At 42.2% G+C, this 23,355-nt stretch carries 17 protein-coding genes; 1 reads left to right on the forward strand and 16 read right to left on the reverse strand.

The genetic code is table 11. The features are described 5' to 3' along the window. Positions 1-17: 17 nt before the first annotated feature. The 7 genes from KCTCHS21_RS24820 to KCTCHS21_RS24850 all read right to left on the reverse strand — a co-directional run bounded on the left by KCTCHS21_RS24820 (position 18) and on the right by KCTCHS21_RS24850 (position 8,532). Positions 18-806: an SDR family NAD(P)-dependent oxidoreductase gene (locus KCTCHS21_RS24820; RefSeq protein WP_157994116.1), complete on the reverse strand. Its 789-nt coding sequence runs from the start codon at positions 804-806 to the stop codon at positions 18-20. A gap of 152 nt (positions 807-958) precedes the next feature. Then, a complete protein-coding gene (locus KCTCHS21_RS24825) occupies positions 959-1,864 on the reverse strand; it encodes a carbohydrate ABC transporter permease (protein WP_179952638.1) in 906 nt (301 codons plus the stop codon). Between the two features lie 8 nt (positions 1,865-1,872). Further along, entirely contained in the window at positions 1,873-2,808 is a 936-nt protein-coding gene (locus tag KCTCHS21_RS24830) for an ABC transporter permease (protein ID WP_331871374.1), read from the reverse strand. Positions 2,809-2,818: 10 nt separating this feature from the next. After that, positions 2,819-4,453, reverse strand: coding sequence for a type 2 periplasmic-binding domain-containing protein (locus tag KCTCHS21_RS24835; protein ID WP_130614457.1), 1,635 nt, complete (start codon positions 4,451-4,453; stop codon positions 2,819-2,821). Between the two features lie 185 nt (positions 4,454-4,638). Then, the gene (locus KCTCHS21_RS24840) at positions 4,639-5,928 is read right to left on the reverse strand and encodes a response regulator transcription factor (protein ID WP_130614459.1); all 1,290 of its coding nucleotides are present in this window, start codon (positions 5,926-5,928) and stop codon (positions 4,639-4,641) included. 26 nt (positions 5,929-5,954) lie between these two features. After that, positions 5,955-7,637 carry a sensor histidine kinase gene (locus KCTCHS21_RS24845; RefSeq protein ID WP_130614461.1) on the reverse strand — a complete coding sequence of 561 codons (1,683 nt, stop codon included), beginning with the start codon at positions 7,635-7,637 and terminating at the stop codon, positions 5,955-5,957. A 109-nt stretch (positions 7,638-7,746) separates the two neighbouring features. Further along, positions 7,747-8,532 (reverse strand): helix-turn-helix domain-containing protein, encoded by a 786-nt coding sequence (locus KCTCHS21_RS24850; protein ID WP_232057953.1) that lies wholly within the window; start codon positions 8,530-8,532, stop codon positions 7,747-7,749. Positions 8,533-8,691: 159 nt separating this feature from the next. Between KCTCHS21_RS24850 and KCTCHS21_RS24855 the strand changes: the two genes are divergently transcribed. Next, entirely contained in the window at positions 8,692-9,663 is a 972-nt protein-coding gene (locus KCTCHS21_RS24855; RefSeq protein ID WP_130614465.1) for a Gfo/Idh/MocA family protein, read from the forward strand. A 78-nt stretch (positions 9,664-9,741) separates the two neighbouring features. Here KCTCHS21_RS24855 and KCTCHS21_RS24860 read toward each other — a convergent pair whose 3' ends face one another. The 9 genes from KCTCHS21_RS24860 to KCTCHS21_RS24900 form a co-directional block, all read right to left on the reverse strand. Continuing rightward, positions 9,742-10,725, reverse strand: coding sequence for a carbohydrate ABC transporter permease (locus KCTCHS21_RS24860; protein WP_130614467.1), 984 nt, complete (start codon positions 10,723-10,725; stop codon positions 9,742-9,744). Then, complete coding sequence (locus KCTCHS21_RS24865) at positions 10,722-11,633, reverse strand: carbohydrate ABC transporter permease (protein WP_232057954.1); 912 nt, start codon at positions 11,631-11,633, stop codon at positions 10,722-10,724. Before KCTCHS21_RS24865 ends, KCTCHS21_RS24860 begins: the two co-directional genes overlap by 4 nt. After that, positions 11,630-13,867: a DUF5696 domain-containing protein gene (locus KCTCHS21_RS24870; RefSeq protein ID WP_130614469.1), complete on the reverse strand. Its 2,238-nt coding sequence runs from the start codon at positions 13,865-13,867 to the stop codon at positions 11,630-11,632. The genes KCTCHS21_RS24865 and KCTCHS21_RS24870 overlap by 4 nt, the downstream gene beginning before the upstream one ends. Next, entirely contained in the window at positions 13,860-15,896 is a 2,037-nt protein-coding gene (locus KCTCHS21_RS24875; RefSeq protein WP_130614471.1) for a YIP1 family protein, read from the reverse strand. Before KCTCHS21_RS24875 ends, KCTCHS21_RS24870 begins: the two co-directional genes overlap by 8 nt. Continuing rightward, a complete protein-coding gene (locus KCTCHS21_RS24880) occupies positions 15,897-16,775 on the reverse strand; it encodes a carbohydrate ABC transporter permease (RefSeq protein ID WP_232057955.1) in 879 nt (292 codons plus the stop codon). It lies immediately after the preceding gene. Positions 16,776-16,779: 4 nt separating this feature from the next. After that, positions 16,780-17,739 (reverse strand): carbohydrate ABC transporter permease, encoded by a 960-nt coding sequence (locus KCTCHS21_RS24885; RefSeq protein WP_130614473.1) that lies wholly within the window; start codon positions 17,737-17,739, stop codon positions 16,780-16,782. Then, entirely contained in the window at positions 17,726-20,740 is a 3,015-nt protein-coding gene (locus KCTCHS21_RS24890; RefSeq protein WP_130614475.1) for an extracellular solute-binding protein, read from the reverse strand. Before KCTCHS21_RS24890 ends, KCTCHS21_RS24885 begins: the two co-directional genes overlap by 14 nt. Beyond that, positions 20,737-21,864, reverse strand: a complete 1,128-nt coding sequence (locus tag KCTCHS21_RS24895; protein WP_130614477.1) for an ABC transporter ATP-binding protein — start codon at positions 21,862-21,864, stop codon at positions 20,737-20,739. Before KCTCHS21_RS24895 ends, KCTCHS21_RS24890 begins: the two co-directional genes overlap by 4 nt. A 100-nt stretch (positions 21,865-21,964) precedes the next feature. Then, positions 21,965-23,332 carry an ABC transporter substrate-binding protein gene (locus KCTCHS21_RS24900; protein WP_130614480.1) on the reverse strand — a complete coding sequence of 456 codons (1,368 nt, stop codon included), beginning with the start codon at positions 23,330-23,332 and terminating at the stop codon, positions 21,965-21,967. Positions 23,333-23,355 lie beyond the last annotated feature (23 nt).

A 23,355-nucleotide genomic window follows, 5' to 3' on the forward strand; every position in this document is an offset into this window, starting at 1 on the left:
ATTAACAAATTACTGCTTCAAATCGCAGCCGATGCCGCACCGTCGATGCTTAGATTAGAACCGTTAACGACGACGGATTCATCCGAGGCCAGGAACAGCACCGCGTATGCCACTTCGCGCGTCGTAGCCATTCTTCCGAGCGGCTGCTGCTGTTTGATAATCGGGTACAATTTATCCATGCCTCCCATGCTTTCGGCGAGTCGAACATTCATATCCGTTTCGACCCACCCCGGAGAAATGGCGTTGCAGCGAATGCCTTTCTCGGCATACGAGACGGCAATTTCCTTCGTTAAGCCGATAATGCCCGCTTTAGAAGCGGAGTAGGCGGTATAACCCGGCTCCGTCAGCGAAGCCATCACGGACGACGTATTAATGATGGAGCCGCCGTTTCCCTTGAGCATCTCAGGAATCGCTTTTTTGCACATCAGGAACATCGATTTCAGGTTGACCTGCAACACTTCGTCCCACGTTTCTTCGGGATATTCCAAAATATCGCCCACAGGCATAATTCCTGCATTGTTGAACACGATATCAAGCTTACCGTAGGCGTTCACCGCGCAAGCAACCGCGCGTTCCGCTGTTTCCATCAAGCCGACATTCCCGCATACGATTTCGCAGCTTCCGCCCGATTCGCGGATTTCAGCGGCTACCTCGTTTAATTTATCTTCGTGTAAGTCTACCAGTACAAGCTTCGCATCCTCTTCGGCGAAGAGCAGTGCGGTTCCTTTGCCGATTCCCGATGCCGCCCCCGTGACGATGGCTACTTTTGAATAAAGGCGACCTTGCTTCGTTTGATTCGTACTCATGAGCATGACATCCTTTCTCTCCCTAATTGGGTTTTCATGTAAACGATCGGAGTCGTTTCATCCTTGCCTTTTGTAAAAGCGACCTCCCTTGGGGGGAGGTCACTTTTTCGATTTTGACTTTCTCCAGCATGGCTACGAGCCTACGAACCTTTCTACCCCTTAACACTTCCCATAACCAATCCTTTGGTAAAATGCTTTTGCAGAAAAGGATATACGAGCAATACGGGTAAGGTTGCGACAAAAATCTGAGCGGCGCGGGTAGTCTGGTCCGAAATCAACCGCATCATACCTAAATCCTTAGAGCTAATCGTTCTGGTATCGAACGCAGTAAGGGTTTTTTGTAAGAAGCTTTGCAAAGGATAGTTCTTGGGATGGTTCATGTACAATATACCGTCGAACCACGAGTTCCAATGTGCCACAATACTAAACAGCGCAATGGTTGCAATAGCGGGTGTTGCTAACGGTAAGATGACTCTGAATAAGCTTGTTAATGGTCCTGCGCCGTCGATGCTTGCAGCCTCTTCCATCTCTGCAGGTAAATCTCTCATAAAGTTCATCAACAAAATGATAGAAAAGATCGGTATTAAACCAGGCAACACCAAAACCCAAATATTGTTGATAAGACCATATTTCATATACGTCATATACTCGGGTATAAGTCCGCCTCCAAACAGCATCGGGATAAGTAGGAAGTAAGTGTAAAGCTCCCTCCCCTTAAACTTTTGGCTGTTCTTCGCCAAAGGATAGGCTGTGATAAACACAATAAATAGCGTGAGTGGCACAGCGAATAGCAGGCGTTTAAGCGTAACAACAAATGCGTGCCAGAACGCTGTGTTCTGTAACACATATTTGTAAGACTCCAATGTTGCATCTACCGGCCAGATACTAACTTTCCCGCTGGACGCGGCGAAAGAGGAGCTAAATGAGAGAGCGAGTACATGCACTAGAGGAAGTATGCATATTAGCGAGATCAAGCTCAGAAAGCTTAGGTTAAAAATCATAAACGCTTTTCTCTGCCAACTGGTTTTTATTCCGTTCTTCGCCTTTGTTGTTCTCATAGCAGCTCCTAGAAAATTTTATATTCGGTTAAACGATATGCCAGCCTATAAGATATAACGATTAACACAAAGGAGACGATTGACTTAATAAGGCTCACGGCAGTCGATATCGAAAACAACATATCCTTGATACCTAATCGGTAGACAAACGTATCTAGTATATCTCCTGTTGAATATACGACTGGATTGTACAAGTTATAAATTTGATCAAATCCAGCATCAAGGATGCTGCCTATGGAGAGCACCGTCATAAGCACCACAATGTTGATGATACCTGGTAGCGTTATGTGACGCATCTGCTGATAATAGTTTGCTCCATCCACTTTGGCCGCCTCGTACAAGGAAGGATCAATACTCGTAAGTGCTGCCAAATACACGATGGTGCCAAACCCGAAGCTTTTCCACGTATCGGTAATGATCATCACATTGGGAAACCAATTTTTATCCCCCAAGAAGAAAATGGAGTCGATACCGAATATGTTCAGCACATTATTGACCAACCCGTTGGTAGGGTTCAGTATCTCGATAAAGACACCCGCCAATATGACCCAGCTAAGAAAATAAGGAAGATATACAATGGTCTGTACCGAACGGACAAATAATCTGTTACGCACCTCGTTTAGCAATAGTGCAAAAATGATTGGCACTAGCAGACCGAGAATAATCTTCATGATAGAAATATAAAGCGTGTTGAACATGATCTGCTGAATGTTGTCCAGCGTGAACAGCCGCACAAAATTTTCAAACCCCACGAAGCTAGAGCCAGTGATGCCTAAAGCCGGAGTATAGTCTTGAAAAGCCATGATGATGCCGAACATAGGTACATAAGAAAATAGGATGAGAAAAATACAAGCCGGCAGCATAAGGCCATGATAGGTAAGCTGCGTTTTCAAAACATACCGGTTTAACTTTTTGTGTGGGATATGCCCTTGTTTCTGCTTCACGGTTACACCTCTACTTATTCTGCTGTACCGATTCTCGCACTTCTTTTATAATCTGCTGGCCGCCGCTGGCATCCCAGTCTTTAGCGAAATCATCAAATGCTTCGATAGGTGCTGCGCCCATAATAATTTTTACAAAGGCTTCGATCTTCTTCGTTTCAAGTACGCCCCACTTCTTTTTCATCGTCTCTGTACCGGTGCTATAGTATTCTTCCTGCAATACGAGATTATTTTTCATATAATAGTTCAGAATACCGCTAGCACTATCGGGGCCATACATTTTGTAGTTAGTATAGTCATCCTCGGAGGGATTCTTCATGTACCGCATCACACTCTCATAATACATCTCGTTGGAGGGGGACATTTCGCCCACATCCTTGCCCGCCAGCTTATCTTGAATGTTTAGATGGTACCCGATATCTTCATGGGCAAGCCACGGTTTGATCTTACTAAAATTAGCTGGCATTTCGCCTTTTTCATTTTTGTGGTATTTAAGAATACTTTCCTTGTCGCCATATGCTTTTTCAAACCAGATATTGAACATTCTCACAAGTGCTTCAGGATGCTCATAGCCTTTGCGAATGACATAATAAGTGTCTGGACCTGCAACACCCATTACCTTGGCGTCGCCGCCATCAGCACCAAATATTTTGAGAGGTATCCATTCTGCACCCATCTCGCGGTGAGAAGCCCCTAGCGGCCAATCGATTGCGTACCAAGGCAACCAAGTAACGCCTACTTTGCTGCTGTCAATGGCTTTGATAAACTGATTCCAGTCATTGGCACCGAACTCGCGGTTGATCAAGCCTTCTTTGAAAGCTTTACTCAAGAATGCAAGCGCAGCTTTGGTTTCTGGCTGTGTGCCACCATACACAATTTCCCCGTTAGCATTTTTCACCCAGGATTTAGGATGCGACCCAAAGCTATCAAACAAGCCAAGCAACTCATCCAACGTGTTACTTGTCGTAAAGGCATAAGTGTCCTTCAAACCGTTACCATCAGGGTCACCATTAGTAAAGGCTTTCATAACGTTATATAAATCATCGAAATTTTTGGGAACTTCCAGCTTCAATTTATCCAACCAATCTTTACGCACCCAGGTGATGACTCCGGCACTTTCAAGGTACCCCTGAGTAGCAGGCAGTGCATACAGAGCTCCATTTATTTTGGACATCTCCATACTAATACCGCTGTCTGCGACAAGAAACTTTTTGGTTTTTTCACTGGCATACTTTTCGTATACCTCGGTCAAATCTGCAGCCAAGCCCGATTTAACTAGCATTTCAAACTGCTTGCGATTTACAGCCATCAGGTCAGGGATTTGGCCTGAAGCGATTTGCAAATTCAGTTTTTCTTCCAGTTGCGAACTACTTACGACAAACATATCTTCAAATTTGATCCCTAGCTCATCCCGGTATGCATCGATCCAAACATTGTCTTCTTGCGTTTGACCAGCAATTCTCTCGCTAGCAGGGTCCGCCTCTGCAGTTCCCACCGTTAGGGTAATATTGGGCTCATATTTTCCTGCCGTCTCATTCCAGTTACTCTGGCTGTTGTTATCCCCTCCAGATTTTGTAGACGAGCCCGAACAAGCGGTTAAAGTGAAAAGAGATGCTGCGATGATCGCGCTTACAAACAGACGATTCATAAATATCCTCCTTGTTTACTCGTGGTAGTCATGCAGTCCGAATGGTCTAGGAACAGATCATTATTCCTTATCAATCGCTTTCGATTACCTTAATGGTAATGCGTTTTCAACTTGAGAAATAGTTACGTTTTCTTTGTATTTATGTACTTTTCGTTGGAAATTTTTATTGACTCTTCCGTTGATTCTTACTCAATTGAAAGGTGTTTTCGGTATTCTTGAGGCGTAATTCCAGTCATTTTCTTGAAAAAACGGCTGAAATACGAGGCATTATCATAGCCAACCTTGTGCGCAATCTCGTGTATCTTATACTTGGGGTCTGTCAGCATTTCTTTGCAGATCCGGATACGTTCGACCTTTACATAATCAGATATGTTCATTCCAACCTGCTGTTTGAATAAATGTGACAGGTAAGAGGAATTTAAGTACACGACATCTGCAAGCATGATGAGTGATAAATCCTTGTCCATATTTTGATTGATATATTTAAGTACGATTCCAATTTCTCGGCTTATACCATTGGTTGCATTAGAAGGGGAGGAGGCTTCATACTTCGTCGTTTCGGGTAAAATGATAGAGCAATTAAAATCACAGCACTTTTGCATCGTTTCTTTGAACTGAATATACTTTGTGTGTAAACTCGCTACGCTAACAGCCTGTGTGGAATAGATGATGTTGACATACTGCCCTGTCAAATGATAAAAGCTTTCCTGCGTATTTTCGTACATAACAAAGAGAGATTTTAAGAATATGGCGGCTTCTCCATAGACCCCACCAAGATTGTTGAGCTGTGCGAGCAATGTAACCTCTGATACACCTGTCTCCACCAGTTCATAAGAGAAATGAGGCTTCAGAAATTCCGCCAGTGAAGACTCGAGTGCCATCATCACAAAGGCTCGCTGCGAGACATCTCGCACTTCAATTGCAAGCAACGCCATTTCCATTGGACGTGAGAAATCTAATGTGCCGCCTACTCTTCCATCGAACTCATCCAAACCGATTTCACCATATATCAGGCACCGTAGATGACTGTTTCTTATAGCGCCATCCCACTTTTGGGATTGCAGCTTTAGTTTTTCCGTCAGTCTGAACATCTCCTGGTCACTTTCCACCTCTGCAATTGCTTTTTCCACAGCTTCAAATAAAACCTCGTCACCCTCGCTTTTTAGCACATACGCTGTCACCTCAAAGCCGATGGCTCTTTTTGCATAGTCGAAATTGTCATGAGCAGATAACACTAGTTTTTTCGTTTTAGGATGATAAACAGAAATCGCTTTCAACAAATCGAGGCCAGATACAAAGGGCATACTAATGTCTGTCATCAAAATATGAAAGCTTCCCATTGCCATCAAATCAAGGCATTCATCCGCAGAATAAGCTTTGTATACCTCAACCATCCCGCCAAAATGCTCAGATATGGCTTGTTCAAGCCAATCGGTTATTGCCGCTTCATCATCAACCACAATCATTCGATACATGCTTCTACACCTCTCGTTTCCGTGTTTTATGAGCTATAGGGTATTTTAATCTCTATCTGGCAGCCTCCACTTGCGGCATTGGTTACAGATACACCGTAATCGGTTCCAAATTTGATTTTTAACCGCTTGTTGATGTTAAAAATAGCAGAATCGGAAGGTGCGTCCGGCAGCAAAAGCTCTTTGTTGAATTTCTCTAATAGTTCATCCTCTATCCCTTTGCCGTTATCAGAAATGAGAATAATAAGCTCTTCGCCTTCCTGCCTAATTGTTAACACAACCTGCAGACTTTCGCGTTTGTATCCAATACCGTACATAAAGATATTTTCTATAAAGGGCTGCAGAATAAGCCGCGGCACCTCTACCTGCAAAAGGGATGGATCTTCATAATGCACATCAATAGATACCCTGGAGCCGTAACGTTTTTTCATGATCTTCATATACGCTTCCGTGTGCAGCATTTCTTCCTGCAACAGCACATCACTGCGCGAATTTTTGGTCAGAAATTTATAGTACTGACTCAAACTGATCGAGAATTCCTCTGCGTTCTCGTTGTCGCCCTCTTTTATCATGTGATGTAAAACATAAAAGCTGTTGTATAAAAAATGCGGGTTGATTTGCGATTGTAACTGCTGGTAAATTGCACGCTGTGCATAAATCTCTTTAACATAGTTTTCGTTAATTAAGTCACTCAGCTTCACGGACATCGTGTTGAAGTTCCGATACAAATAGGAGATTTCATCGTTACTTTTGCGTTCAAGCCGTGTAGAAAAATCTCCTTTCTCTACTTGCTTAAATCCATCTATCAGCTTCCTAATCGGTTTTTTAATAAGCCGCCCCACCACGATAAAGTAAGAGGCAATGGCCGCCACCGTACATAAAAGCACATAAAACATACTGGTATAAAATCTTTCTAAAAAGGAATAAACGCTAGATGTAGGCACAAGACTGTAAATAGTAAAATCCCCCAGAGAAGAGGAGGTTTGAATTAATAAGTTATGAGGGATATCCGTATTCTTAATAGCAAAGTCGGATTGTATCAACTCCCGTGCAGCCACGCTCGTTGGATTATACAGATACGTTTCTTCGTTACCATGAAAAACAAAAATAGTTTCCTCATTCGTAAATCTCTTCTGAGTGTCCACAAGCTTCCATAATTTTTGCATATCAATTTCTGCTGCTATATTCACCGCTGCATCTTCTAAATATCCGCTTTTTGAGGCTATAAACATTCTTCCGTCCCACACCACGACACGCTTGTAATCGTGATAGAAAGACCTAATCTTGTTATCTTCTTCCGCGTTGTAATTTTCCAAGCCATTCTTTGCTGAAAAACGCCTGTTGGCGGAAGGTATATTCGCCCAAACATCTGAAAAAATCCGACTGGTATCCATTGTGTTTTGAAATCTTTCTCGAAAGCGATTGATTGCGGAGATTCCATTATAGCCGATCCCATCGGGACTGCTAATGTTAAGCTCGTTCCAGTCGCTCATATTGGATATCTTGAACAATTGTTGCTTTACATAATCGATATCACTCTCTACCATTTTCATCAAATCACTCTGATTTTGCTGGATTGATTCAATTGCATTAACTTTTAACGAAGACATACTTTGATAAAAAAAGATGAGCATGCCAATGACTACTGGTATATTTACCAGCAGTAGGATCACGATTAATTTAGAAAAAAAAGAATTTCGGAGCTTATTCATTCGTTGTCACCCTCGTCTTCTAATTGTTCATTAGTATTGAGAATGACATTGTACACTTGGGGTTGCCTTTACATCAAGACCTTATCGTTCCATATCTCTGGTCCTTCGATCACGCATGCTGAAGTGCTCTCCACTCTGATGGTGAGATTCCTTCCTGTTTCTTGAACCACTGAGAGAAGGAATGCAGCCTTTCAAAGCCGATCTGCTGAGCGATCTCATTCATCTCCTTAACAGATGAACTAAGCAGCCATTTGGCTTCCACCATTCGGCATTGATGCTGGTATTGCTTAGGACTAATATGGTAGATTTGTTCGAATTGTTTGCGGAATCCCGCTTCGGTCATTCCAGAGAGCACCGCCAAGTCTGAGATTTGAAGACCCTTATGTAGGTTTTCCCGAATATAATCCGCCGCTCTCGTTATCGTAAGCGCTTGTTGGCCATCCTTCGTATATTCTAATAAGAACAGGATCAGCACTTCCATCCAAGCTTCATTATTTCGGTTCTCTTCCTTTAGGAACGAGGCCTTAATACGCAGCCACTCTCGAAACAACTGCTCATACCTGATCTTATCTAAGCGGGATAAGGACAAAATACGGAAGCTCATACCTGCACACAATTTACTCAACAATTCCATCAGGCATCCAGTGAGATGCTCCAGATGAATGACACCAAATCGGTTTCTATTCATCCCTTCGAATCGATGCGGCAATTCCGGAGCAGTAATTATTACTTTACCGACTTCAATTCTCTCCTTTGTATTCTCACATTCAAAGATACCGCTACCTTCCAAGACAACGCTGATCTCCCAGCTTGTTTGACTATGAAATCCCGGGTCCGCCCAATCATTGTTATGGGTAGAGATCGCGCCCCTTACGCCTAGCACCTCTGGCTTCATTTGTTTATATCTCCCCATTATCCGATATTCAAGCATTTTCACGACGGAAATGATAGGTTTTGCGTAAATAATCTTGCGATTTGAATAAATACAAGCACTGACTATTAATATATTCTATTTCATATCAATCACTTCAACATACTCAGGAGGATCAGAAAAATGATTGTGAACATTGGATTTGTCGGCGTAGGCGAAATGGCGGAGCATCATATTAAGAAAATACAAAATATTTCACACGCAAAGGTCACCAGCATATACGACCTCAATCAATCAAGATCCAAGGAAATCGCTAATAAATACGGGGCCCTATCCTATGAGAGTGTCGAGCAGATGTTAGATTCCAAGCAAGTGGATGCCTTGTATATTTGTACACCGCCTTTCACCAGAGATAATTCCATCGAAGAGCTGGCGGCAAGTAAAGGTATTCATCTATTGGCTGAAAAACCGCTTGGACTAGAGCTTACCAGCGTGCGTCGTAGAGAAAAGGTCATTCTTGAATCCGGTATTATTCACTCCTCAGGTTATTGCCTCCGCTATTTGGACATTGTTCAGCGCGCTAAGGGTTATTTGGAAACCAAACAAATCGATCTCATCATGGCCAGACGCCTCGGCGGCATTCCGCCTTTGACCTGGTGGAATAAGATAGAGCTATCCGGCGGACAGCTCGTGGAACAATCCACTCACCAGCTTGACTTAATCCGTTACTTAGCCGGGGATTTTCAAGAGGTGCATGCCATCCATGAACAGCGTTCCATACATAAAGCCGACCCACAAGCAACTGCTTACGATGTAGGGACAGTATCCTTCGTGCTCAAGTCCGGCACAGTAGGTAATATTACTAGCACTTGTCTAGCCAAGTATGTTGGCAGTAATACAGTCGAATTCTATGGCGAAGATTTCTACTTGAAGATCGACGGAATGACGCTGCATATTGTCGATAATGAGCAAGATGTGACCTTAACTTCACAGGATGATTTCTATCTCCTTCAAGCTCAAACCTTCATAGAAGCTATCCGACAAAAAAATCAAGACCTCGTATTATGCTCTTATTCTGAAGCCGCTGTAACTTTAGAGGTTACATTAGCTGCGAACGAATCGGCGATTCTAGGACATACCGTAAGATTAGATTAAGGGTCAGATTGCATAGAGAGGACAGCCTTCGATTTACACGAGGCTGTCCATCTTCTTTCCTATGGGTATAAGCAGTAACTACTCTACCATTCCCGACCGTTCAATTCCCTCCGTGAACCAGCGCTGGGTAAGCAAATAAATGAGCAGAGGCGGGAATATAATAAGAAATGCTCCAGCCATCTTAGGCCCTTCCGTGAGCGGATCCTTTCCCACAGCTACTGCAAAATTAATTAATTTATTTCCCATGAGCTCCTGCTCCAGCAGGTTGAGTCGAATGGATAATGGCTGATAGGCTTGATTAAGGAACATTGAAGGCTCGTAATACATGTTCCAATACCAGACAAATGAGAATAGAAAGACGACGATAATTGCTGGACGAGCAAGCGGTAGCATGATTTTGAAGAATAGTCGATACACGCTTGCACCATCAATCTTCGCTGCTTCTTCCAGAGCTTTCGGTTGCGTAAGAAAGAACTGTCTAAAAATAATAATAAACAGTGCACCTCTAAGCCCCTGACCAAATATTGCCGGTATAATGAACACCAATGGCGTATTCAATACTCCTAGACTACTGTAAATGCTGTAAAGCGGAATAACGGTAAGCTGAGGTGGAACCAGAAAGGAAACAATAATTAAGATAAACGCGATTGTTTTTCCCGGAAACTCCAGCCGTGCTAGGGCATAACCTGTTATCGCGCAAGAAGCCACTTGAAAAATTGAACAGATTAAAGCAATCATCATCGTATTCTTAAAGGCGTCAGGATACTTTAACCCTCGCCAAGCATCACTTAAATTTTGGAAGTGCAGCTTCTGTGGAATCCACTGTACGACGGGATCTATTAAGTCACCTGAAGACTTGACCATCGTTGAAAGCATATATAAAAGCGGCTGCAAATATAAGAATGCGATGATGGCTAGCAGAAAATAAATGACCAGTTTCATAAGCATGCCATCGCTCACATGCTGACCTACTATCAGCTTTTTCATACGTTGTGCTTGACGATTGTTTAGCCTTGCATTAAACGTAACATTCATTTGTTTGATCGTCTCAATTATCTTCATCGATACCCCCCTCTCTTTACAGTAGAACGATAGGTGATCCACAATGCAATTCCCAGTAATAAGAGGATAAGTGTAAAATATAGCCAAGCCTGTGCACTAGCATAGCCATATCCCGTTTTTACATCAAACATATTTTTACGAACCTGCTCCATGACCGGATTCATAGGGAAAGTAAACAGATCGACGATTGTAAATACGGCATTTAATCCGATAAACGGAATCATACTTGGCAATGTTATTTTCCAGAAGCTTTCCCATGGGGTAGCACCATCAATACGTATTGCCTCATACACCGAACGTGGTATCGTCTGGTATCCCGCTATGAAGATCAGAATCTGCACACCCGAATACCATAAAATAATAACGGCTTTGCCCAAAACACCCATAATGGGATCAGCCAACTGCGGCCCAACGTATTCACGTATTATTCCATCTAAATTATACTGCTCTATAAAAGGTAGCTCGCCAGCACCTTGTCCGAATAATTCCATTAATACTTGTCCTGTGGCGAAAATCACGGGCAAGAAGAAAATTGCCCGAATCGGTCCACGTCCAGCAAACTTCTGATTGAGAAGTAACGAGACGACCAATGAAAAAAATAAAATTAGAGGGATTATAAGTAGCATCTCTTGAAAGTAGAGGAGAAGCTCTACCGGATACACGTTGTCTTCCGTAAGAATGCGGCGAAAGTTGTCTAAGCCAATAAATTCATACTGGAATTTACCGCCTCTTAGCTTTACATTATGGAAACTATTAAATAACGACCAGCCAACTGGGAAAGCCACAAAAATACTAAAGCCTAGTACCCAAGGAAGCATAAAAAGATAACCACTTTTGTAATTATTCCAACGATATCTCAACTGCCCACTTCTCCGCTTACTTTTTACATTCTCCTTATGTAAGCTCACTGTAGACCCCCTTTCTTGATTACTTCAAATTCGTTCGTCTTATAGTTCACTTTGACTCTTGTACCATCATCATAGGTCATCTGATAAATCCCTTCAGCTTGCTTTTCATGCTTCAACATACGTCGATTGAGAAGTGATGCTAATAGATTCAGCTTGTTATATTCTTCGGTGATCCGATCTTTCCACACAGCGTACTCGCTGTTGTATAACCTATCATAATCCGTTCCCTTCAGCTCACGACTGCTTGAATAAGTTAATCTGAAGTAAGGGATTGCGCCATATTCAATTAACTTAAGCTGTTCCTTCTCATATTCATTCCTTAAGTTTCCTTCTAAACCGGTATAGAGAATTGAACCATGAACAGCCATCGGATAGAAGGGTACATTCTCATCAATGACGAAATCGTAGCTTCCTTCCAATGGGAAATTAGTTATTAAATCTGCAGCTCTCAGCACATAATCATTACCCCGATCAGTCACAGCTAGACCTAGCTTTTCCCTAGTATAAGTAAGAAGAGACTTGAAGAGATGCCCTGTATCTTCACGTTCTAATTTACTTGAGCCATAATCCTTATAGATTGTACTACCAGCCCCAGTGAACAGAACACCGCCCACACCTAACTTCTTGAGCCGATCTATCGTATCAATTGCATTTCTAACACCAATCACGGGGTTCAAAAGATAAGCGTTTTTCCGCATATTCTGTAGCACCGTTGTATCAATGCTGCGAACACCATCGGTTCTCATAATCGGATTATTTTTACTAACCTTCATCCAAGTTAAGTAATCCTCGAGTAGGAGCGGAATATTTTTCTCCGCTAACATTGAGGTCAGTGCTTTCAGACCATTTCCGCCACCTAGCTCTGGTTGAATTGGGAACCGTTGATTCGTATCTTTATGTCCACTATTTTGCCATCCTTGATAGTAGACAATCATATTTTGAATGCCCGCATCCTCAAGATTATTAATAATATGACCAGCTTGCTCGAAGGTTGTGGCAGAAACATAACTATCACCACCAAATACATCCTTCGTACCGCCACCCACTATCCCCAATAGTAGCGGTATATTTTTAATTTCTGGTAGCGTGCTTGGCAATTGCTCAGTTTCTATTAAATAATCACGATAAGCGGTCGCCATCCCACTGTAATCCGCCGACTGTCCAGATAGTAGTCGGTATTCAATTTTGCGATCTTGATGAATACGCTCTTTTTGAATGCTACTCACCGATGAGGTCATCGTACTAACCTTGCGCAAATATTCCTCTCGATACACAAATTTCGCTGCGATCATGTGATACCCTATTTGCGTTCCAGCAGGCGCTGCCGAAATCTTGGTTGTATACTTGCCATCTTTAATAATCGCTGCAAAAGCATGCCCATCACGTTTCATCCCAAATACGGGATAAGCAATCGCTTCTCTCGGAACAGCTATTTCTTGTAAATTAGCAGGATCATTGTCATATAGCATTTGTTCGTACCGGTTTCCAACCGCTGGCCTGTCCGTATGATAATAAATCAGGCCGCCTGGGCCATCCGGCACAAATAGATAACCTTCTTCATCTGTACGGTGCACGGCTCCGAAATAGGGGAGAAGCTGTAACGCGAATATTTGGAAATCCGCATTTTCAATAATGCCCAATATCGGAACTGTTAGCTCTAGCCCCTTCTCTGTAAGCTCATAGCGGATCACAAAGCTCAGATCTAATTTCGTATAGTGATACATGACTTCTACACCATGCTCTGTAAGCACAAAACCTTTAGTCATGTTTAGATCCAGGGCATTAGTCGCATTACGCTGTGTTTTCCCATTTATCACATAGTCCAACAAAAAGGGAGATTGAAGATTCGTACGTAATAGTCCTTTAAGATTTTCATTCTCAACCTGCTCATTCGTGGGGTTACTTCGCCATAAGAATCCACTGCTTTTCTCGAGAATGGCTACTTGCGTTGTCTTTGGCTCCATAAGAAGAACGTAGCTGGAATTTTCCGTAACTTTAGCGAAGCCATTATTATCAAGCTTCCCTGGGAGCCATTCCTCTCCTATACTCAACGGAGTAGGCGGAAGCTCCAGAAGATGGATCCCGTTATCCTCAAGTCTAGGAAGAGTATCCCTATTGCTATAAATAATCGTACTGACTAGAGCAATAATTACGAAGAGAATAATCAGACCTACACGTAACCAATATTTCTTAGTCCTAAGCATACGGGGGCTCGAATTTTCTGTCTTAGACATATAAAGTTACCTCCCGATAAATTTGCTTCATAAAGTCGAACAAATTGTAGCTAAGGGCCGACAATATTACTGCAAATATCCAAATAACTGATATTGTGAAAATGGTAACTCCAACATTTTTGACTGCTTCCATAAAATCGAAATTATGAATGACTTGGGTCATAATAAAGAAATTAACTGCAATCCAAACCCACATGACATATATAAGAGAATCAACAATTATTCGCTCCTCCAGCACAACTAGATTGGAAAGAAAAATAATCGGAATCATCAATACCACATAGGGTACAAGAGCATAGGTGCTTGCCTGAAGCACTTCTCGAAAGCGTCCTTCTCCACCTTTAATTGTGCTGACTAAATAATTGGATATACTCCACGTTGCCCATGGCACGATCAATAAACTTACCTCTAGCAACACATTTACGCGCCCGAGATCAAACGGGTGATAAATAAATCCCATACTATAGATAGACAATAAGCGAAGGCCAATGACAAGAAGAATGATCGTAGCGATTATAAGTAAGGATATCCTTCTCTCCTTCAATCGATAGAAGCCCTCATACGGATGCAACATGACATACCAAAAATCTTTAATTTCCTCTAAGTACTTAGATAGCCATGGAGATTGTAAACGATTGTACACCCTACCACTAAAACGTTTATACATCCATCGAAGGAGTACGCTGAGAACAATTAAGAGGAGTGCAGCATTCACGATATGATTATGAATCCATTCCTCACGAACACTCCAGAATGACTCTGAATATCCTTCTGCATCATAGGACTCTTGAAAATATTGCATTGCCTCTTCATAGGACTTTTCTTGCAGCAGAACTTTACCTATACCTTTATAGGGAAGATCAAGCATTCCATTCTGCTTAACAACAGCATCCCAATAAACCTTGCTCTCCTCATAGCTTCCCTCAACATACAATTTTGTCGCCTTTAAGAAGGCTTCTCCGAATGCTGTGCGCGAGTAAATCTGAATTACACTCAAACTACTATCCGCAACCCATATTTCTTTCTTGCTATTAATGGCAAGGCTCGTTGGATAATTAAATATTCCCTGTTGAGAGGCCGCCTTGTCCGTGCCTCCAAAATAGGCAAGGACGTTTCCATAGGGATCATAGACCGAGATTTCACCCCATTCACCGCTCATGGCATACAGAAAATTATCCGAATCGATCGCAGTATCGATGAGCTGATTCTCTAAGAAGCCTTTATTTAAGAAGGCATCTTTGCCCCCAGCATTTAGCTTTTTTATTTGACCTTTGAAGGTCCCAGAACTTGTCGTTAGAAGAAAACCGTTGTCGGCTTGCGTTACGTTCTCAATCGCACCTGGGCGATTTGCAACTTCTTTCTCTAGCTGTTCCTGGTTGAGAAACATATTTTTGAATCTCGTTAATAGACTTAATTCCGTTTTATTAGATCCGAAGAATCCCGTGAATTCACCGATATCGTTCATTCGCAGCAGACCTTGATAGGAATTTTTTACAACGACATACATTACACCACGCTTGTCCACGACTATTTTACTCGGAACGAAATGATAATCCTTTGGTAGCAACGGAGATTCCGGCTTCTCATAGGCACGTTCATAATGACCCTCTTGATTAAAAACAACTATACGTTTATTCCCTGTATCTGCGACAAAGATTAATCCTTCATCCGTCACAAACACACCTCCAGGTGAACTTAATGCCCCCTCACCCTCTGCATTCCCTATGGACCTCATGTATTGACCATCCGCATCAAACACAACAATACGATTATTATTCGTATCGGCTAAATAAACATAATCATCCTTGTCAATATACAGATCACTAGGGCCCTGTATCGGAATATCAATATCTCCATACCCAATCGTGCCTTTCGGGACGTAAAGCGCTTGTATGTCAAGCCAGCGATCTGTCGCATCGTCTACAAACCAGGTTTTATAGGGCAATCTCGCTGAAGCTGTCAACGGAAATAGAATTGAGAATACAAGTGTTAATGCAATTACAAGCTTGTAAGAAGATTGCAGCTTCAATTACTTCACCCCCGAATGGAGCATCGTCTGAATCATTTTACGCTGGAAGAGAAGAAACATAATTAAGTTTGGAATAAACATGAGTAATGCCGCTGCAGCTGCAAGGCTTTGACCCGCAACACTATTCTGTAAATTAGCCGTTAGACTACTCACATAGAACGCAAGCGTCTTCATCGTTTCATTGGTCGTATACAGCGTAGAGCCTTCCATATCTAAATAGACGACCTGGAAAGTAATAATAGATACTGTAGCAACGGCAGGAGCGGTTAACGGAATAATAATCCTAATGAAAATATAAAAGTCGCCTGCACCATCTAATTTGGCCGCCTCTAACAATGAATCTGGAATCTGATCAATAAATTGTTTCATTAAAAATACAGCGACAGGGGAAGCAATAAAGGGAAGTATGTGAGCAAAATAGGTATTCATTATGCCTAAATTGCTGACGATTAAATATCGCGGGATTGCTACCGTCTCAGGTGCAAACATGAGCGAGATCATAATCATTGCCATAACAAACGTTTTGAACGGAAAGCGATGCTTGGATATTACATAGCCAGCCAATGTACTAACAATAATTACAAAGATGAGAGACAGACCGACAATTACAATACTATTGAACAAATATCGGGTGAAGGGAATTACAGCCGCATTCGCATGCAGAAACAGCTTCTCGAAATTACTTGCTGTCGGTTCTTTTACAAATATCGTAGGCGGGAACAAAAACAGCTCGTTGAGAGGCTTGAATGCATTGTTAAAAAGAAAAATAATCGGGAGTAGCATGAATATAGCCAGACCAGTAAAACAGATGACGAGCAGCGACTGGGATATGGAGATTCTCTTTAATCTGGAAATCATATTTTGTGAAAGCCACGGCATTAGATTATTCTCCCTCCTTCGTCGCAAACAAACGATAGCAAAATCTCATAACTAAATAGGAGAATATAAGTAATGCAACAGATAGCGCCGAGGCGTAGCCCCACTCATAGCGTATAAAAGCATAATCATCAATGTGATTGGTCATTAAATGACCTGAGTAGCTTGGTGTAATCGCTAAGCCTGTAAGCTGTGTTGAGATTGCACCTGCCTTCAACGTTCCCACGATTGTCATAACTGCGCTAAATAGCATCTGAGGCTTCATGGAAGGAATCGTTATATAATACACTTCCTGCAATGCGCTTTTGATACCATCAATGCGACCTGCCTCATAGAGCTCAGTATTGACTGTCTGTAATCCGCCCAGCATGGCCAGAAACCCAACCCCCATACTTGTCCACAGCGTGACAATGATCATAACAATCATTAAGTATTTAGGGTCCTGAAGCCATAGCTGCGGCGATTCAATAAGTCCATATTTAAGTAAAATGTTATTTAAATAACCAACCTGATCCCCGCTGAAGGTTGCAATCCAGATGACCGATAAGGCTACACCCCCTGCCATCGAGGGAGCATAGAAGGCCAAAGTGAAATAATCTTTTAAGCTCCGAGGCAGCTGATGAATCAGCCAGGCAAATACAAATGATAAAAAGTAACCACCTAGTCCTGTAATAAGTGCAAATTTAAATGTATTCGGTAATGTATACTTCATAAAAACAAAATCCTGTGTTAACAAATTAATAAAGTTGTCGAATCCGATAAAGGTTGGAAACTCGAATCCATTAAATGTCGTGAAGCTTAGCAGGACAGACATAAATACAGGGATTAAAATAAAGCAGCTAAAGGCAATTAGAAAGGGTGCCAATAACAAGTAGGATAATCGAGCATTCCAGCAATCCTGTAAGAAGCTATTAAACCGTAGTACAAACCGTGGTCCTTTCGCCGGAAAAGTTTTATTTCGCAACATTTTGTCCTCCTCCAGCTAAGCTTTCATCTAGGTTTGTCTTAGGATCCGATAGCATCAGATTTGTATCCGATCCGAATCCGAATTCCTTCTGCTTACGCGTCATCTCACGTTGTAAGGAGACTGCCGCTTTACGAAGGGCTTCTTTAGCAGGCATATTGGCCAGGATTGTATTATTCCACGCGAACTCCATCTCACGGCCCAAGAAATAGTAGCCAGGTACATACGGCATGTTTTTACCCCATTGCCCTTGCTCAGCTAATACTTTCATTTCTTCGCTCGGCCATGGCACATATTGCAATGCCTCAATATTAGCTGGATTCCAGCGATATTCCATTCCGGCTAGTGACTCAATATCATTCGCGTATTTTGCCTGAGTTTCTGTAGAAGTCCACCATTCCAAGAACGCCCAAGCATCATCCTTCCGATCGCTTTTTTCCATAATCATACCTGCCGTCGTACTTTGTGCAGACCAACGTACTACCTTGCCTTCTTTATTTACTACTCCAGGCAAAGGAGCCATCTTCCACTTACCAATAATTTCAGGAGCTGCTACACTTAATTGAATGTAGGTATTATAATCAGCAATTCCGATTGGGATATCTCCAAATCTAAAATGATTGAAGAAAGCAGGCACTTCCATTGGCATGTTGTGTACATTAAATAAAGCTGTCCACCACTTAAATGCTTCTTGTCCATCCTTATTATCAATAATGGTTTGCATGCCGTTAGATGAATAGAACTCTGCTTCGTGTTGGTAGAAAGGCGTTACGTACTCTTTGGCTGGATAATAGATGTTCATACCATTCTCCTGCAGTGTTGGCAGTAGCTCGAGTAATTCATCCCAAGTATCCGGTGGTGACAGCTTTAATGCCTCCATAATATCTGTACGATAGAACATCACTAGAAAAGACTGCGTCTCTGGCAGACCAAATACGCCATTATTGTAATGATAGGAACGCATTACACCTGAATTAAACCGTTGCTCCACTTCTTTAAAGCCAGAAAACTTTGATAAATCCATCGCCGCGCCGCGCATTGCGAACTCAACTGGCGTCTCCATACCAACGCCAAGAGCAACATCTGGTTGATCTCCCGCTGCATTGCCTAGAACCAACACATTTGTACTTGGCATAAGGTTAACATTCACATGGATCCCCGTTTTTGGAGTGAAATCCGATTCTATTATTTTTTGTAGTAAATCTACATAATCTCTTCCTCGCTGTACCCACACGGTAATAGCATCTTCGTCATTCGTCTCTTTCAAATCGTATTTCAAGAAAAATGTTCTTGTGAAGTTGGCCATACTGTATTTCACGTTATCCCAAGTATTCGGTGTTTTTAAACCCGGATCTGCTTCAGGAGCACGTACAATGATGTAATCAAGCATGACAGCCTGACTCTCAATCGGCTTTAACCATGTATTAATGCTTGTCTGTATGTCCGTAAACACTTTAATCTGGTTGGGAATTTTATTAACATCCTTTAGCAAATTCTCAAGCCTGTTCATAGACGAAGAAATCGCATTCGTCGAATCTGTCGTATTTTGGTTCAATCCATTTAGATAATCACGAATTAATCGCAATTGATCGATCATCTTCGTAAGCTTTAATTCGATATTGGGATCATAGGTTTTAATCTGCCAGCTTCTCGCTGTATCTAGATTCGCCCCAGAGCCAGTTCCGTAGTTTCCTGAAATAAGACGGATTTCCCGATCTACGACTGCTATATCTGCAAGCACTTTTTTCAATGATTCTAAGGCAGGGCTTAGCAAAGAGCTATCCGCAATGAGTCGTAGCTGATGCGTCCCCTCTTCTAACCAGAAAGAATAAGACTCACCTTTCTCATCAGAAAATGTAGCAATCTCCATGCCTTTATTAGGAGGCAAGGTGTAATGGAGTAATTCGCGGAATGGCACCTCACCGTCCAGCATTACAGTGCGATACGCATTGGCTTTCCCGTTGTAGCCTTGAAAATATTTGAAATCGATCACATACCAGCCACTCTTTGGAACTTCTAATTCCCATTCAATCCAGTTACCCGCCTGTTTCCAGCTATCTCCTCCAATTGTATTGTAGATAAGCCGTCCCTTTGGGTCCGGAGAAATGAACCGTTCAGACATACTATCTGTATGAATGGCATTCGATGACTTGACAGAAAAATGCTCAGCTTCAATCACTTTATACCAGCCCTTGTCGTCAGTAACTGCCGAGCTCGAGTACTGTTCCGCTGCCTTGACATATTCGCCATAGCTCGGGATATATTTCGGAGTAGTCAGCGTCAACGCTGCTATTGATAATGCCTCTCTACCACCCGTAAGTCGGATCGTGTGCTTACCTTCCGTCAAATCCCATAGCAATGACTCCGAAGATACGCCATAATTCGACAATGCAACGTTGCGCCATTGTCTATTTTCCTGTTGAACAGGACGAATTTCATTGCCCAATTTATTACGCTCATAGGGATACTGACTATCTTTCCATAGGCGTTCAAGCGCTATAAACTGTGCCTCCTGATAGGGAAAGCTTTCATCAATTTGAACACCCCTGACGATATTGGAGAAGCTTCCGTCTAATGGATAATAATCCATATGAAGCTCGTATAATCCATCCTGTGGAACATCAATAACCCACTCAATCCATCCATTAGCGTTCGTCCAGTCGATAACTGAACCCTTATGCTCGTCCTGGCGTATGGTTAATTGAATGTCTTCAGACGCAGCTGTATATTCAATGGCTTGAAGCTGAAGTGCTCGTGCCTGAGGAATACCAGCGCCCTTCTGCATCTCTTCTAATCTATTCGTATCACGAGATTCTCTCCAGTTCGTATAACTTGGAATAGATGAAGCTCCCTCGTTACTTTCCTGTTTGATCTGAAGCATACTGACTGGGACTACAGGATACACTTGCTTATCCTGTCCATTGCTCGAAATGCGCCAAATGACACTTACTAATAACAGTATGGCTATAATGAAGACTCGTCGGTAAATTTTCCGCATTTTCATAGCGTATCCTCCCGACCAGCTAACACTTCCCCACTTTCCCCATCAAATAGATGAGCCTTATCTATACGTAGAACAAAGGATACAGAATCTCCCACATTAACCTTCGTATGCGCTTCAGCTCTAGAAATTAACGTACCGTTGCCCCAATTCGCATGCACAAAGGTATCTGAGCCCATTGGCTCCTTCATTTCAATTGTCGCTTGTACTTTCCATTTCTCATATCCCTCTAATTGTGAAGCTTCTCCATCGCTTAAGACATGCTCGGGTCGCAGGCCTAATACAACCTTTGACTTCATAGTTCGTACATATTTCGAATATTGATCTGACATCGGTATACTAAATCTACGATTTTCAAAGTGCACTCCATCTGCGTTTTTCACTAATGCTCCCTCAATAAAGTTCATTTGCGGTGTTCCAATAAACCCGGCTACGAACATATTTTTGGGGTTGTCATATAACGCTTGTGGTGCAGCCACCTGTTGAATTTCACCATCTCGCATAACCACTATTCTGGAGCCCATTGTCATAGCCTCAGTTTGATCATGCGTTACATAAACAAATGTCGTCTTCAATTGATTATGTATTTTAATAATTTCAGCTCTTGTCTGCGCGCGTAATTTGGCATCAAGATTTGATAGCGGTTCATCCATAAGGAATACTTTCGGTTCGCGAACGAGTGCTCTACCTAGCGCTACGCGCTGCTTCTGTCCGCCAGATAGCTGTCCCGGCTTCTTCGTCATCAGATTAGAAATTTCAAGCATCTTGGCTGCTCGATTCACACGTTCTTCGATTTCATGCTTAACTACCTTCCGCAGTTGTAAACCTAGTGCCATGTTTTCGTATACGGATAGATTGGGATATAAGGCATAATTCTGAAAAACCATTGCAATATCTCTATCCTTAGGTGATACATAATTGGAAAACTTACCATCAATATAGAGATCCCCCTCAGAGATTTCCTCAAGTCCGGCAAGCATTCTCAATGTCGTTGATTTTCCGCAGCCCGATGGACCTACCATGACTAGAAATTCTCCGTCAGCCACCTCTAGATGAAAATCCTTAACTGAGGGGGAAGATTCGCCCTTATAATGTTTGTATATATGCTGAAAAACTACATTTCCCACGTATCTGATACCCCCGTCAATTCTGGTATTAAAAGCAACTTTCGCTGCAAATAACGATGCAGCGAAAGTCTTAAATAGCCTCTTATTTACCTATTAAAGATCACTCTAAACCAAGCGCTTTTCTTGCTGCTACAACGATTTGGCTATTATATTGATCTGCTGCAGCGAAGAATGGCGTTAGATCAGCCTTCGCGTAGAAATATTGGTTGAGATTAGCGAGCATATTGGCATTAATCCAATCTACATCCAGTATCGCAGGGGATTTTGTATAACAGCAGATTTCACCTGTTCTTTCAATCGCAGCAACATTTTTACCTTTCCAAACATCTACGGCTGCGTAGTATGCGCCTAGCTCTGGATAATCAACAAATGCAGTTCCTGAATTCTCTATCATCCATTTTTGAGCTTCAAGCTCATATTGGAAAGTCAACCATAGGAAAGCCGCTTCTTTGTTCTTGGAAGTTTTCATAATCCCAAACGGAGCATTAAGATGCATCGTTGCTTGCATTTTCTTTCCGACAGGGAATGGAAGAACATCCCACTCAAATTTTGCATTGTCATTAAAGCCAGGTACATACCAGTCAGCACCGATACCGAATAGTGATTTCCCTGCCAAGAAGTTGTTGCCTGAATCCCATCCGTAGCTTTCTGCTTCTTGCGTTGTAGGACGGACATGCCATTTGTAAGTCAAATCAGAAACCCATTGCAGACTAGCTGCAACCTCTGGCGTATTAAACACAGTTTGCGTTAAATCTTCATTCATGTAGCCGAAGTTAGGTATTGCACCGTTGGCCATAGCATAGATCTCAGTAAACCAGGAATTGAAAGTCGTGTCATAAGCTACACCGTATTCTCCCGCTTTAAGATCCGTCGCTTGCTTAGCAATTTCCAGGAAATCATCATAAGTCCAATCGTTAGATGGCATCTCAAGTCCATGCTTTTCTAGTAAATCCTTGTTAACTACCATCCATAATGGAACGTCAGAAATTGGCATTGCATAGTTTTTGTCACCGAGCTTATATATACTACTAATTTCATTTCTAATCTTTGCTGTTTTAAGGATTTCACTGCCTTCCATATAAGGAGTTAACTCCTCAAGCAAATCCTGCTGCACAAAAGTCGTCATATTATCGACAATTGCAAGGTCTGGGGAATCGCCAGCAGCAACCATTGATACAACTGTTCCTAGAACATCGTCGGTTACAATCGGCTCAATCGTAATCCATGGGTATTTCTTATGGAATAAATCATACTCTGCCTGATATTGACCAACAAAGTAGGTGACATACTTCAGAGTCACAGGATCCTTCGGCGTTTCTACAGCTGCTGTAGACGGAGCAGGCTCTTGTGTGTTGGAAGATGCGCTAGGCGATGAGTTATTATTCGAGTTGCCGGAACAAGCTGTCATAATTAATGTAAACAAAAAAACTAGAGCCAGTACGAATGGTGTCGCTTTCAAATTTCTCATTGTTCAATCCTCCATAAAATGTT

This window comes from Cohnella abietis (assembly GCF_004295585.1).
Classification (GTDB): Bacteria; Bacillota; Bacilli; order Paenibacillales; family Paenibacillaceae; genus Cohnella; species Cohnella abietis.

Bases quoted from the DNA above. Each gene is read 5' to 3' on its own strand.
- KCTCHS21_RS24840 (WP_130614459.1), bottom strand. From the start codon at position 5,928: ATGTATCGAATGATTGTGGTTGATGATGAAGCGGCAATAACCGATTGG.
- KCTCHS21_RS24820 (WP_157994116.1), bottom strand. From the start codon at position 806: ATGAGTACGAATCAAACGAAGCAAGGTCGCCTTTATTCAAAAGTAGCC.
- KCTCHS21_RS24890 (WP_130614475.1), bottom strand. From the start codon at position 20,740: ATGAAAATGCGGAAAATTTACCGACGAGTCTTCATTATAGCCATACTG.
- KCTCHS21_RS24860 (WP_130614467.1), bottom strand. From the start codon at position 10,725: ATGAAGATAATTGAGACGATCAAACAAATGAATGTTACGTTTAATGCA.
- KCTCHS21_RS24855 (WP_130614465.1), top strand. From the start codon at position 8,692: ATGATTGTGAACATTGGATTTGTCGGCGTAGGCGAAATGGCGGAGCAT.
- KCTCHS21_RS24835 (WP_130614457.1), bottom strand. From the start codon at position 4,453: ATGAATCGTCTGTTTGTAAGCGCGATCATCGCAGCATCTCTTTTCACT.
- KCTCHS21_RS24825 (WP_179952638.1), bottom strand. From the start codon at position 1,864: ATGAGAACAACAAAGGCGAAGAACGGAATAAAAACCAGTTGGCAGAGA.
- KCTCHS21_RS24900 (WP_130614480.1), bottom strand. From the start codon at position 23,332: ATGAGAAATTTGAAAGCGACACCATTCGTACTGGCTCTAGTTTTTTTG.
- KCTCHS21_RS24885 (WP_130614473.1), bottom strand. From the start codon at position 17,739: ATGTTGCGAAATAAAACTTTTCCGGCGAAAGGACCACGGTTTGTACTA.
- KCTCHS21_RS24870 (WP_130614469.1), bottom strand. From the start codon at position 13,867: ATGTCTAAGACAGAAAATTCGAGCCCCCGTATGCTTAGGACTAAGAAA.
- KCTCHS21_RS24880 (WP_232057955.1), bottom strand. From the start codon at position 16,775: ATGCCGTGGCTTTCACAAAATATGATTTCCAGATTAAAGAGAATCTCC.
- KCTCHS21_RS24845 (WP_130614461.1), bottom strand. From the start codon at position 7,637: ATGAATAAGCTCCGAAATTCTTTTTTTTCTAAATTAATCGTGATCCTA.
- KCTCHS21_RS24850 (WP_232057953.1), bottom strand. From the start codon at position 8,532: ATGAAGCCAGAGGTGCTAGGCGTAAGGGGCGCGATCTCTACCCATAAC.